Source organism: Kribbella sp. NPDC004138 (assembly GCF_053603655.1).
In genome coordinates this window covers 76301-89133 of sequence record NZ_JBSGFZ010000008.1, presented here as the reverse complement: position 1 = coordinate 89133, position 12833 = coordinate 76301, and the positions used below count along the sequence as shown (strand labels likewise).

10 protein-coding genes are annotated in these 12833 nt (G+C 69.6%); 3 read left to right on the top strand and 7 right to left on the bottom strand.

All coding sequences use genetic code 11. The annotated features are described in order from the left end of the window. Positions 1 to 42: 42 nt before the first annotated feature. Entirely contained in the window at positions 43 to 1260 is a 1218-nt protein-coding gene (locus ACWEOO_RS13190; protein ID WP_452143152.1) for a glycosyltransferase family 4 protein, read from the bottom strand. An 85-nt stretch (positions 1261 to 1345) separates the two neighbouring features. Here ACWEOO_RS13190 and ACWEOO_RS13185 point away from each other — a divergent pair, with 85 nt between their 5' ends. Together ACWEOO_RS13185 and ACWEOO_RS13180 are read left to right on the top strand one after the other, a co-directional pair. Next, complete coding sequence (locus ACWEOO_RS13185) at positions 1346 to 3049, top strand: right-handed parallel beta-helix repeat-containing protein (RefSeq protein ID WP_452143151.1); 1704 nt, start codon at positions 1346 to 1348, stop codon at positions 3047 to 3049. 130 nt (positions 3050 to 3179) lie between these two features. Then, complete coding sequence (locus tag ACWEOO_RS13180; RefSeq protein WP_452143150.1) at positions 3180 to 4763, top strand: right-handed parallel beta-helix repeat-containing protein; 1584 nt, start codon at positions 3180 to 3182, stop codon at positions 4761 to 4763. Here ACWEOO_RS13180 and ACWEOO_RS13175 read toward each other — a convergent pair. The 6 genes from ACWEOO_RS13175 to ACWEOO_RS13150 are packed head-to-tail and all read right to left on the bottom strand — an operon-like array spanning position 4738 to position 11189. Next, positions 4738 to 6120, bottom strand: a complete 1383-nt coding sequence (locus ACWEOO_RS13175; RefSeq protein ID WP_452143149.1) for a mannitol dehydrogenase family protein — start codon at positions 6118 to 6120, stop codon at positions 4738 to 4740. The genes ACWEOO_RS13180 and ACWEOO_RS13175 overlap by 26 nt on opposite strands. A gap of 13 nt (positions 6121 to 6133) precedes the next feature. Further along, positions 6134 to 6979 (bottom strand): ABC transporter permease, encoded by an 846-nt coding sequence (locus tag ACWEOO_RS13170; protein WP_452143148.1) that lies wholly within the window; start codon positions 6977 to 6979, stop codon positions 6134 to 6136. Further along, complete coding sequence (locus tag ACWEOO_RS13165) at positions 6976 to 7854, bottom strand: ABC transporter permease (RefSeq protein ID WP_452143147.1); 879 nt, start codon at positions 7852 to 7854, stop codon at positions 6976 to 6978. Before ACWEOO_RS13165 ends, ACWEOO_RS13170 begins: the two co-directional genes overlap by 4 nt. Further along, positions 7851 to 8909, bottom strand: coding sequence for an ABC transporter ATP-binding protein (locus ACWEOO_RS13160; RefSeq protein ID WP_452143146.1), 1059 nt, complete (start codon positions 8907 to 8909; stop codon positions 7851 to 7853). The genes ACWEOO_RS13165 and ACWEOO_RS13160 overlap by 4 nt, the downstream gene beginning before the upstream one ends. Further along, a complete protein-coding gene (locus tag ACWEOO_RS13155) occupies positions 8906 to 10132 on the bottom strand; it encodes an ABC transporter substrate-binding protein (RefSeq protein ID WP_452143145.1) in 1227 nt (408 codons plus the stop codon). Before ACWEOO_RS13155 ends, ACWEOO_RS13160 begins: the two co-directional genes overlap by 4 nt. A gap of 58 nt (positions 10133 to 10190) precedes the next feature. Continuing rightward, positions 10191 to 11189: a LacI family DNA-binding transcriptional regulator gene (locus ACWEOO_RS13150; protein ID WP_359933081.1), complete on the bottom strand. Its 999-nt coding sequence runs from the start codon at positions 11187 to 11189 to the stop codon at positions 10191 to 10193. 141 nt (positions 11190 to 11330) lie between these two features. Here ACWEOO_RS13150 and uxaC point away from each other — a divergent pair, with 141 nt between their 5' ends. After that, complete coding sequence (gene uxaC / locus ACWEOO_RS13145; RefSeq protein ID WP_452143144.1) at positions 11331 to 12743, top strand: glucuronate isomerase; 1413 nt, start codon at positions 11331 to 11333, stop codon at positions 12741 to 12743. Positions 12744 to 12833 lie beyond the last annotated feature (90 nt).

Below are 12833 nucleotides of genomic sequence, written 5' to 3'. Positions count from 1 at the left end.
GCGAACTCCTGATGTCCCTCCGGCACGACGCCGCCCCCTGCGTCAGCCGTGCTCGTGTCCTGAACCTGCCGTGCGCGCCCGGTCGCTGGCGGAGTGCCGGGCGATCGCATCGGTGTAGATCCTTTCCGTGGCCACCACGTCGCGCTCCGGTGTGAAGCGCTCCAGGTAGACCTGACGGGCTCGTTCGCCGAAGGCTATCGAAGTCTCGGGATCAGCCACCAACCCGATGGCCTTCCGCAGTCCTTCCGGATCACCGGGCGCGGTCAGGGCACCGGTTTCTCCGTCGTCGACCAGCTCCGCGAGCGCCCCGAGCCGGGACGCCACCACGGGCACGCCGTGGGCGAAAGCCTCCACCACCACGAGTCCGAAGGTCTCATACGAACGCGCCGGCACCACGGCGGCGCGCGCGGACCGCAGGATTTCCATACCGGCCGCCCACGGCAGTTGACCGAGAACCTGAACCGACGGGTCTTGGCGGGCCCGTTCCTCGGCCGCCGCCCGCAGCGGACCGTCGCCCACGACGACCAGCCGGCCGAGCGAGGAATCCCACGCCTGCAGGAGATCCGCGAAGCCCTTGTCCTCGCTGAGCCGCCCGAGGAAAACGACCGCGTCGCCCGCGCCACTGCGCACCTCGCCCGAGTGCGGTACGGCGTGCGGCTTCACCACGAACCGCTCCGCGTCGAACCCGGCCGCGGCGTACCGCTCGCCGACGAACTCGGACGGTACGACGAACGTGTCGACGTACCGCTGCCACGTGTGCATGGTGTTGTGTACGCCGATGCTCACCGCCAGCGGCAGCGTCTGCACCCGCGACTCGCGATAGCAACCGTGGCGCACGGCGGCCAGCGGCAGCTTGCCGATACACGACTCGCACGGGCCGCCGTCGCGCTGCAGGACGGCGTTCGCGCAGAGCAGGCGGAAGTTGTGCAGCGTCGCCACGACCGGGAGGTCCAGCCGGTGCGCCGCGCGCAGGACCGAGGCGCTGAACAACGGGAAAGTGTTGTGCACGTGCACCACGTCGGGCCGCTGCGCCTGCAATAGCTTCGTTAAATCGCGGTCGGCCGAAAATGACCAGACGGAGCGAAACGGTAACAGTGCGCGATCTTTTCGCCCCAGTTCGGCGATGTCATCGCTGTTCCGGGCGTAGAAGTCGATCTCATGTCCTGAGTTACGCAACAAATCAACCGTTTGCGCGACAACCGTGTTCTCCCCGCTGGGTTGACCGGTTCGGTAACGGTTGTGCAGCATTGCGACCCGCATGGCACTACCTTATGTCCCTGAGTGATGTCCCTGAGTGGCTACACCTGGTCTCCCGCTCTGTCTCGCCCGCTCCCAGGAGAGTGCATTGAGGAAGTTGTGGTTCGGAGCGCTCATCGCTGCGGCGGTCGCGGTCGTTACAGTCGCGGTGCCGGTGATCGCCAAGGAGAACAAGGCGACGACCGCGGCGAAGGTGCAGGAGTCCGAGCAGGCCGCGACCCGCGCGCTGCCTTCACATCGTCCGGGCAAGCCCACCGGCACGCCGTCCGCGAAGCCTTCGCCGAAGACCACGGCCACCACCGCGCCGTCGAAGAAGCCCGGCGCCACGACGCACCCCAAGAAGCCTGCCACGACACCGACGAAGCCGGTCGAGCCCAAGATCCCGACGCCGCCCGCCGTCGACTCCGACGAGGCCGGGCCCGCCGTCGCCGGGCCGTGCACGGGCGTGGTGATCAAGCCGGGCCAGGACGCCCAGTCGATCGTCAACTCCAAGCCGGCCGGTACGACGTTCTGCTTCGCCGCCGGCCTGCACCGGATCAGCGACACCATCCGCCCGAAGGCGAACCAGGTGCTGGCCAGCGCCCAGCGCGCCGTACTCACCGGATCGATCCCGCTCGCCGGGTGGGCGCGCTCCGGGTCCGTCTGGGTCGTGCGGGGCGCACTGCCATCGGCGTACGGCAAGAGCGGTGAGTGCGAGGACAACAACGCGAACATCTGCTACCTGCGGGAGCAGTTGTTCCTCGACGGCACGCACCTGACGCGAGTCGCGAGCCTGGCCGCGGTGAAGGCCGGCACGTTCTACGCCGACTATGCGGCGAACGCGATCTACCTCGGCAGCAACCCGGCCGGGCACGAGGTCGAGATGTCGAAGACCGCGACCGCGATCGAGTCCGGCGCGAGCGGCGTGGCCGTCCGCGGACTGACCATCGAGCACTTCGCCAGCGCACCGCAGGCCGGGGCGCTGGTCTCCGGGCCGGGGTGGAAGGTGACCGCCAACGACGTCCGCTGGAACCACGCGGTCGGCGTGATGCTGGTGAAGGCCAACAGCACGAAGGTCGACAAGAACCTGATCCACCACAACGGCCAGCTCGGCCTCGGCCAGTACAGCTCCGCCGCCGCGGCCGTCACCCGGAACGTGATCAGCTCGAACAACACCGACGGCTTCTGGATCGCCGACTGGGAGTCCGGCGGCATCAAGTCGACCCGCTCCTCCGGCACCGTCAGCGGCAACGTGATCAAGTCCAACAAGGGCATCGGGATGTGGGCCGACGTCGCCGACGACGGCCGGGTGATCAGCGGCAACCAGATCGTCGGCAACGCGGCGGACGGCATCCGGTTCGAGATCAGCCGCAACGGCACGATCGAGGGCAACACGGTGACCGGCAACGGGTTCGGCACCGGCCGCGGCTCCGGGACGTCGCTGTGGGACGGCGGCGGGATCAACGTGAACACCTCGACCGGGGTGACCATCAAGGGGAACCGGGTCTCGGGCAACGTCAACGGCGTCACGATCCAGTCCCGGACCCGGGGCACCGGCCCGTGGGGCACCTATCTGCTGCGCGACGTCCAGGTGAGCGGCAACACGATCGAGATGACCGGCGGCACCCAGGCCACCGGCATGGTGCAGAACTCCGGCGCCGAGGTGCCCGCCGGCGAAGTGGTGTTCAGCGGCAACAAGTACCTGCTCGACGACCTCGGCACCCAGCGGTTCGCGCGCTTCGGCGCCAAGCTCACCGCGGCCGGCTGGCGGCAGGCGGGCCTGGACAAGGTCGGCAGCTTCCTCGCCGACTGATCGCTTGCTCATCGCAACATATTTGTGCGCTACGTATTGCCATGACTACGTGACGTAGGGGTAACCTGCGTAGCGAAGCCGCGCCATGGGGGGTGCGCTCAGGGCTACCTGTGCCACCGGAGGCTCCGCTATGAAAACTACAGTTCTGGCATTTGTTGCAGTCGGCACCGGTCTGGTTGCCGTCGGCCCGCTGCCTGCGAGGGCTGCGCCGACCGGCGACGACCTGACGCTCGACGACCAGCAGACCGTGTCCACGCCGCCGGCCGACGGCACGTTCCGGACCGGCCCCGCACTCGCGCCGGCCTGCACCGGCGTCCCGATCCGCACCACCGACAACGCCGCCAAGGTGGTCGACGACGCCCCGACCGGTACGACGTTCTGCTTCACGGCCGGCTGGCACCGGATCACCGAGACGATCCACCCGAAGGCGGACCAGGTGCTTGCCGGCAACAGCGGCGCCGTCCTCACCGGATCCGTCAGGCTGACTCGCTGGACGCCGAACAACGGCGACTGGGTGACCACGGGCGTCCTGCCACCGGCGTACGCGCAGACCGGGCAGTGTGAGGACAACACGGCCAACATCTGTTATCTGGGCGAGCAGCTGTTCCTGGACAGCAAGCACCTGACCCGGGTGGCCACCCGGGACAAGGTTGCCCCCGGCACCTTCTATGCCGACTACGCGGCGAACGCCGTCTACCTGGGCAGCGACCCGGCCGGGCATTCGATCGAGATGTCGAAGACGCAGACCGCGATCGAGTCCGGCGCGACCGGGGTGACAGTGCGCGGCCTGACGATCGAGCACTTCGCCACTCCCCCGCAAGGCGGTGCGGTGGTCCTCGGCCTCGGCTGGCGGGTGTACGCCAACGACATCCGCTGGAACCACGGCGTCGGGGCGATGCTGGTGAACGCCGACGGCGCGGTGCTCGAGAAGAACCACATCCACTCGAACGGCCAGCTCGGCATCGGCCAGTACAGCACCCTCAAGGCGACCATCGCGGCGAACGAGGTCAGCTACAACAACACCGACGGCTTCTGGATCGCGGACTGGGAATCCGGCGGGATCAAGACCACCTGGTCCAGCGGCGGCTCGGTGAGCGGGAACCTCATCCGGTACAACCGGGGCGTCGGCCTGTGGAGCGACGCGTACGACGACAGCCGGACGTTCAGCAACAACCAGATCCTCGGCAACGCGGCGGACGGGATCCGCTACGAGATCGGGCGCAACGGCGTGATCGCGGACAACGTGATCAGCGGCAACGGCTTCGGCACCGGCCGCGGCTCCGGTACGTCGCTGTGGGACGGCGGCGGGATCAACGTGAACACGTCGTCGAACGTCCAGGTCCGCGACAACGTGGTGGCGAACAACGTGAACGGGATCGCGATCCAGTCCCGGACCCGCGGCTCCGGCCCGTGGGGTACCAACGTGCTGCGGGACATCGTCGTCGCGGGCAACCAGGTGACGATGCGCGGCGGGACCACCGCGACCGGCATGGTGCAGAACTCCGGTGCGGTGATCCCGGCCGGCGAGGTCGCGCTGAACGACAACACCTACATCCTCGACAGTCTCAGCGCCGAGCGGTTCCAGAAGACCGGCCAGTGGTACACCGCGAAGCAGTGGCGCGCCACCGGCCAGGACACCACGAGCGACTTCACCATCGGCAAGGCGATCCTGGACGCGACCGGACTCCTCAGAATCCTGCCTGCAGGGAGCTGACGTGGTCGACGAGGAGGTCGCGAAACAGGGCTGAGTCGCGGAGGTCGGGCGTGAAGATCGAGTCGACGGCGAGCAGGGCATCGACCAGCGCGCCGGGCTCGGCCACCCCCGCGACCGCGGCCTTCAGCCGGTCCGCCTGCGGGTCGTCCAGGTCCGGCGTGCGCTGCACGTAGACCATCCAGGCGGCGACCGCGAGCGAGATCATCCGCGGTTCGGCGCCGGCGGCCAGCCGGTCGCGGACCGTGCCGAGCATCCGCACCGGCAGCTTGACCGAGCCGTCCATCGCGACCTGCCGGGTGCGGTGCTTCAGCGCCGGGTTCTCGAACCGCTCCAGCACAGTCGCGCCGTACGCGGCCAGGTCCAGCCCGTCGGGCGGCGTCAGCGTCGGTACGACGTCGTCGGTCATCAGCTGCCGCGCGAGCCGGCCGAGCTCCTCGTCGCGGACCGCCTCGGCGATCGTCTCGTACCCGCGCAACGCGCCGAGGTAGGCGAGCATCGAGTGGGTGGCGTTCAGCATCCGCAGCTTGGCCTGCTCCCACGGCGCCACGTCCGCGGTGAGTACGGCGCCGCCACGCTCCCAGGCGGGCCGCGGACCGGCGAAGTCGTCCTCGATCACCCACTGCAGGAAGGGTTCCGCGACCACCACGGCCTCGTCCCGGACGCCGAGCAGCCGGGCGGCCTCGTCGCGGTCCGCGTCGGTGGTCGCCGGCACGATCCGGTCGACCATGCTGGCCGGGAACCGCGTCGCCTCGAACGCCGGCGGGATCTTGCCGAGCGCCTCGAAGTAGTCGGTCACCAGCCGGCGCAGGAACGGTCCGTTGGCCACCAGGTTGTCGCAGGACACGATCGTCAGCGGCTCGTCGCGCCGGGCGATCGCCGCGGCCAGCTGGCCGACGACGGTGCGCGGCGGGCGGCCGGTCAGGTCGGCCTGGATCTCCGGGTCGTCGAGGTTCAGCCCGGCGCCGGCGGCCCGGTACCCCTTCTCCGTGACGGTCAGCGTCACCACCGACACCGCCGGGTCCGCGATCCGCGCGACCACCGCCTCCGGGTCCTCGGGCGCGGTCAGCACCTCGCGGATGCTGCCGATCACCTGGACCGACGGCTCCCCGAGGCCGCGTTCCAGGACCGAGTAGAGGCCGTCCTGCGGCGCCAACTGGTCCCGGACCGTGGTGGAGCGCTGGCTCACGCCGGCGATCCCCCACCGGGTCTCGCCCGTCTCCACCGCCGCCCGTTCGGTGACGACGGCCTGGTGCGCGCGGTGGAACGCGCCGATCCCGAGATGCACGATGCCGACCGACACCGCGTGCGGGTCGACCGCGGGGGCGACGGGGAGCTGGGTGAGACTCAGCCTGTTCAACTGACGGAACCTTTCATTCTGAGGGTTCTTCCTTCACACGGGCCACGAGTTGCGTGGGATTCACGAAGCGCAGCGCCACCACCAGCAGGACCAGCATCATCGCCGTGTAGATGACGGCCATCGAGTCGACCGACTGCTGCGCGCGGATGCCCGCGGCGGACATCGAGTAGTACAACGCGACCACGAGGGTCTGCGAGTCCGGTCCGGCGGTCAGGAACGTCAGCTCGAACATACCGACGGTGCGGACCAGCACGAGGATCGCCGAGGCCAGCAGGCCCGGGACGAGCAGCGGGGCAAGGATCTTCAGGAACACCGCGCGGGTGCCGGCGCCGAGCATCCGGGCCGCGTCCTCGATCCGCGGATCGACCTGCTCGATGAACGGCGTCATCGTCAGGATCACGAACGGCACCGACGGCACCAGGTTGGCCAGCACGACCCCCGACAGGTGTCCCGCGAAACCGAACTTGTAGAGCACGGTCGCGAGCGGGATGCCGTAGGTGATCGGCGGCATCAGGATCGGCAGCAGGAACGTCAGGTACACCAGCCGCTTGCCGGGGAAGTTCTTCCTGGCCAGCACGTACGCCGCGGGCGCGCCGACGAGCACCGACAGGACGACGACCAGCGCCGACACGAGCAGCGTGACGACGATGACGTGGAACAGCGTGAACTCGCGCCACGCGTCGCCGTACCACTGGGTGGTGAAGCCGCTCGGGAACCAGGTGTCGAACCACTTCGTGCCGAACGAGCTGACCAGCACCGAGAGCACGACGCCGGCCAGGTTCACGAAGAAGAACACCACCACGGCCCAGATCACCCAGCCGAGCGGCGTGGCCCGGACGGATCTCGCCTTCGCGCTCATCCCTTGCCTCCCGTCGATCCGGTGTAGAGCCGCGACCGCCACAGCAGCACGACCGCGACCACGATCAGCTCGACCGCGCCCATCACCATCGCGATCGCCGAGGAGTACGCGTAGTCGTACTGCTCGTACGCCGCCTGGTACGCCGCCAGCGAGATGACCCGGGTCGATCCCGCCGGGTTGCCGACCAGCACCGCGGACGGGAAGACCGAGAACGCGAGGACGAAGGTCAGCAAGAAGGTTGTCGCCAATCCGGGCGCGAGCAGCGGGAGCGTGATCCGGCGGAAGCGCTGCGCCCGCGACGCGCCGAGGGTCGCCGCGGCCCGCTCCAGCGTGGGGTCGATACCGGACAGGTACGACAGCACGAGCAGGAACGCGAACGGGAAGCCGGTGATGACGAGTGAGAAGAACACGCCCCAGTAGTTGTTTGTCAGCCGGATCGGATTGTCAACAATCTGCAGGCTGAGCAGGATCCGGTTGAACCAGCCCGTCGGGCCGAGGTAGTTCAGCAGCCCCTGCGCGGTGAGGACCGTGCCCAGGGTGATCGGTACGACGAGGATCGTGGTCAGCAGCCGCTTGCCGCGGAACCGGCCGCGCAGCCGGAAGGCGATCGGCACCGCGGCGAGCACGTTCAGCAGCGCCGCGGGCAAGGCGATCTTCAGCGTCGTCGCGATCGTGTCGCGCTGATAAGCATCGCTGAAGAACTTGTCGTAGTTGGCCAGCACGCCGCCGCCGTTCATCGGCTGGAACGACAGGCTGAGCCCGTAGAGGAACGGGTAGACGAACAGCAGCAGGACGAAGATCGTGGCCGGGAGCAACAACCACAGCCGCCGGTCGACGCCGCGCTCGGCCAGCCGGTGCTGCCAGGTCGCGCTCATGACGGATACACCAGGAGCCGCCCCGGCGTGACCGCCAAGGCCACCCGCTCCCCCGGCTCGACCCGCTGCTCGGTGCGCACATGCACCCGCAGCTCCCCGTCCAGGACCACCTCGACCGCCCGCTCGCGCCCCTGGTACTCGACGACCTCGACGAGTCCCTTCACGCCGTCGTCGCTGAGTTTGAGGTCCTCGGGACGGACGGCGGCGATCACGTCGTCTCCGTGCGCGACGGCGCCCTGCGCGGCGCCGCGGACCGGCGTACCGCCGAGCTCGACCGTCACCTGGTCGCCGTGCAGCTGCGCGGCCTTCAGCGGCAGCAGGTTGCGGTACCCCATGAAGTCCGCGACGTGCCAGGTCGAAGGTTTCGTGTGGACCTGCTCGGGAGTACCGATCTGCTGGACCTTGCCCTTGCGCATGACGACCAGGCGGTCGGCCATGCTGAGCGCCTCCTCCTGGTCGTGCGTCACGTACACGGTCGTCAGCCCGAGCGACTGGTGCAGCCGGCGGATCTCGGTACGCATCTCCAGCCGGAGCTTGGCATCCAGGTTGCTCAGCGGTTCGTCCATCAGCACCAGCGACGGCTCGAGGACGGTCGCGCGGGCGATCGCCACGCGCTGCTGCTGCCCGCCGGACAGCTGGCCCGGCAACTTGCTCGCATGCTCGGTCAGCTGCACCATCTCGATCGCCTCGGCGGTCCGCCGCCGGACGTCGTCCTTCGGCAGGTGCCGCATCCGCAACCCGAAGGCGATGTTGTCCCGGACGGTCAGGTGCGGGAACAGCGCATAGTTCTGGAACACCATGCCGAAGCCGCGCTTCTCGGGCGGCAGCGTGTCGATCCGCTGGTCGTCCTGCCAGATCGCACCCGCGGTCAGCGGGAGCAGGCCGGCCAGGCAGTTCAGCGCGGTCGACTTGCCGCAGCCGGACGGACCGAGCAGGGCGATGAACTCGCCCCGCTCGATCGTCAGGTCCAGCCCGCTCAGCGCGTCCGCCGTACCGAACCGGCGGGTGACGCCGTCGAGCCGGAGCTGCGTGAATCCCGAGGTCGACGAGGTCACTGGCTCTTCACCTTGCTGCCGCCGACCTCGCGGTCCCACTTGTCGAAGGCGGCCACCAGCGCCTTCGCGTCCAGCGGCACCTCGGTCGGATTGTCGGCAATCAGCTTGTCGTACTCCGGCCGGCCGAACTCGGTGATCGCGTCCTTGCTCTCCTGCGGCGCCTGCGTCAGCTCGACGCCCTTGATCGCCGGGCCCGGGTAGAAGTAGCCCTTGTCGTACGCCTTGGCCTGCTGCTGCGGCGTCAGCATGAACTGCAGCAGCTGCAGGATCGCGGCCTGCTTGTCGGCCGACACCCCCTTCGGTACGACGGCGTAGTGCGCGTCGGTGACCCAGTGGAAGCCCTCCAGCGGCGTGATCGCGGCCTCCTTCGGGACCGTGCCGAGCACCCGCGGGTTGATGTCCCATCCCGTCGTGCTCGCGATGATGTTGGCCGAACCGTTGGCGAGCGCCTTCATCGTGTCGGCGGTGCCGGACGGGTAGAAGTCGACGTACTGGTTGAGCTCCTTCAGGTACGCCCAGGTCTTGTCCCAGCCGTTCACCGGGTCCTTCGGGTCCTTGTCGCCGAGGATGTACGGCAGGCCCATCAGGAACGTGCGGCCGGGGCCGGAGTTGGCGGGCCGGGCGTACATGACCTTGCCCTTGTTGGCCTTCGCGTAGGCGAGCAGGTCCGCGGCGGTCTTCGGCGGCGACGCCACCTTCGACGGCATGTACTCGAGGAGCGGGCCGGACGGGTAGTACGTGACCGTCACGCCTTCCTTGCCGCCCAGCTCTTGCATCTTCTGCGCTGGTGGGAGGTAGTCCTTCATCCCGGGCAGCCGGTCGGAGTACTTCGAGAGCAGGTCGGTCCACAGGCCCTGCTCCTGACCGGCCGCGAGCCCGTCGGTGCCCGTGAGCACCAGGTCGATGTCGACCCGGTTCGCGTTCTGCTGGGCCTTGATCTTGCCGGCCAGCTCGGGCGCGGGGCCTTTCGAGTAGGTGACCTTCGAGATCACGTCGTGGTGCTGCTGGACGAAGTCGTCGATCATCCCCTGGGTCAGCTGCAGATTGCCGGCCACGTCGAGGACGTTCAGCGTGACGGCCTTGGCCGGCTTGTCGGGTACGTCGCCACCGCCGTCGGTGGCGGGCTTGTTCGGCGCCGGGGCGCCGCACGCAGTCAACATGGTCACCGCGGCGAGCACGGCCACCAGACCGGTGACCGCGATCATCTTCCGCTGCAGATGCATCGGGTATCTCCTCGGATCAGGGCGGGCCCGGCACGGCGTCGCCGCCGCGCCGGGGTGATCACTTCTGTGGTGCTGGTCCGGTCGAGTCCCGGACGATCAGTTCCCCGTGCAGTTCCCCGTGCTTCAAGCGCTGGCCCTGGGCGGCGTCCGGGTCGTCGAGCAGTGCGAGCAGCAACTCGACGGCGATCCGGCCGGCCTCCTGCTTCGGCAGCCGGACCGTGGTCAGCGCCGGCCGGGCCATCCGGGACATCGCGATGTCGTCGACCCCGACCACGCTCAGGTCGCCCGGGACCGAGATGCCGCGGCTGTGCAGGCGGGCCAGCAGACCGATCGCGACCAGGTCGTTGTAGGCCACGACCGCCGTGGCGCCGGTGGCGACGACCTGATCGGCGGCCGCCATGCCGCCCTCGTACGTCGGCGCGAAGTTGCCGACCGGCGCCAGCTCGGCCTGGAGCGCCTCGGCCGCAGCGCGCAGACCGACGCCCCGGTGCTGGGTCGACCAGGAGGTGGCGGGCCCGCCGACCCAGGCGATCCGGCGGTGGCCGAGGGCAACGAGATGGGCGACGGCCTGCCGCATCCCGTCCTCGTTGTCGTAGGTGACGCCGGGCAGGCCTCCGGCGGTGCGGTTGACCAGCACGACGGCCGTGTCCTGGGCGATCGCCTCCAGCTCCGCGTCGCTCGCGCGCGGCGAGCACAGCACGACGCCGTCGACCTGCTTCGACAGCGCCCGCACCAGGCCGGCCTCGGCGGCCGGGTCCTCGTCGGTGTCCGCGACGAAGACGGCGACGTCGTGGTGCCGGGCGCGGGCCTGCACGCCCTTGGTGAGGCTGGCGAAGAACGGGTTCGCCAGATCGGGGACGAGGAGGCCGATGGTGCCGGTCCGGCCGGTGATCAGGCCGCGGGCGGCGCGGTTCGGCTCGTAGCCGAGCTGTTCGACCGCGGCCGCGACGCGGGCCCTGGTGGCCGCGTTGACCATGCCGGGCAGTGAGAGCGCCCGCGAGACCGTGGACGGCGATACGCCGGCCAGCCGCGCCACGTCCCGGATCGTTGCCGCCATGGTCATCTCCTCAGGTCGGGGTTGAGTCTGCAATCGGTTGCAGTTTGTGTCAAGGCACCGGGTCGTGGACGGCGGCTTGTGCTGACAAGGTCCGACTGCAATCCTTTGCAGAACACGTTTCAGCCCAGCATCGGAGGATCAATGCCGAAGGCTCTGCAGCCCCATCCGGACCGCGCCCTGCCGGCCGGCGCCGCGCGGGACGTCGCCCGCCGGATCCACGCCTCGACGAAGGACCTGCCGCTGCTGTGCCTGCACGGTCACGTCGACATCGGGCTGTTCGCCGCCGACGCGCCGTTCGGCAACCCGGCCGAGTTGCTGGTCGTACCGGACCACTACGTGACCCGGATGCTGATCTCCCAGGGCGTCTCCCCCGACAAGCTCGGGCTCCCCCGCCGCGACGGCCGGCAGACCGCCGAGCCGCGGGAGATCTGGCGCGAGTTCTGCACCAACTGGCACCTCTTCCTCGGCACCCCGAGCCGCTACTGGCTGGAGCACGAGTTCGCCGAGGGGCTCGGGCTGACGGTGCACCCGTCCGCGGAGACCGCCGACGAGCTGTACGACCAGATCATGGCGCGGATCGCGGAGCCCGGCTTCCGGCCGCGAGCGCTGCTGGATCGCTTCAACATCGAGCTGATCTCCACCACCGACGCGGCCACCGACGACCTCGCCCAGCACGCGCAGCTGGCCGCCGACCTGCCCGGCCGGGTCGTGCCGACCTTCCGCCCGGACGCCGTAGCCCACCTCGACCGCGACGGCTGGCCGCAGCTCATCAGCCAGCTCGGTGCACTGGCCGACGTCGACACCTCGACGTACGACGGATTCCTGGACGCTCTCCGGCAGCGTCGCCAAGCGTTCGTCGCCGCGGGCGCCCGGGCAACGGACCACGGCCACCTCAGCGCCGCCGCCGTCCCGCTGACCGATGCGGAAGCGCAAAGGATCTACGCCGGCGCGCTGAAGGGCGATGTGACGCCGGCGGACGCCCAGGCGTTCGCGGGCCACATGCTGTACCAGTCGGCGGTGATGTCGGCCGAGGACGGTCTCGTCATGCAGCTGCACCCGGGTGTCCTGCGGGACCACGACCCGGCGATCTTCGCGACGTACGGTCCGGACCAGGGGCACGACATCCCGGTCGCGGCCGAGTTCACGCGGTCGCTGCGGCCGCTGCTCGAGCGGTTCGGACACGCCGACAACTTCCGGCTGGTGCTGTTCACCGTCGACGAGACGGTCTACAGCCGCGAGCTGGCACCGCTGGCGGGCGTGTACCCGGCCGTGCGGCTGGGTGCGCCGTGGTGGTTCCTGGACAGCCCCGACGGTATGCGCCGGTTCCGCGAACTCGTCACCGAGACGGCCGGTTTCTACAACACCAGTGGCTTCGTCGACGACACCCGCGCGTACCTGTCCATCCCGGCGCGGCACGACCTCGCGCGCCGGATCGACGCCGGCTACCTGGCCAACCTCGTCGTCCAGCACCGGCTGGACGAGGACGACGCGCTCCACGTCGCCAAGGCGCTGGCGTACGACCTGGCGAAGGACACGTACCTCTCCAACCGGTAGTCTCACGCAATCTGTTCGCCGGGGGTGCGTGAAGGGACCGGGATGAGGCGTGGGGCCGTCGCGGCTGCTGGAGCCGCAGTGCTGGTGTTG

Coding starts and splice junctions, on each gene's coding strand:
- ACWEOO_RS13190 (WP_452143152.1), bottom strand. CDS start 1,260: ATGCGGGTCGCAATGCTGCACAACCGTTACCGAACCGGTCAACCCAGC.
- ACWEOO_RS13180 (WP_452143150.1), top strand. CDS start 3,180: ATGAAAACTACAGTTCTGGCATTTGTTGCAGTCGGCACCGGTCTGGTT.
- ACWEOO_RS13170 (WP_452143148.1), bottom strand. CDS start 6,979: ATGAGCGCGAAGGCGAGATCCGTCCGGGCCACGCCGCTCGGCTGGGTG.
- ACWEOO_RS13165 (WP_452143147.1), bottom strand. CDS start 7,854: ATGAGCGCGACCTGGCAGCACCGGCTGGCCGAGCGCGGCGTCGACCGG.
- ACWEOO_RS13155 (WP_452143145.1), bottom strand. CDS start 10,132: ATGCATCTGCAGCGGAAGATGATCGCGGTCACCGGTCTGGTGGCCGTG.
- ACWEOO_RS13150 (WP_359933081.1), bottom strand. CDS start 11,189: ATGGCGGCAACGATCCGGGACGTGGCGCGGCTGGCCGGCGTATCGCCG.
- uxaC (WP_452143144.1), top strand. CDS start 11,331: ATGCCGAAGGCTCTGCAGCCCCATCCGGACCGCGCCCTGCCGGCCGGC.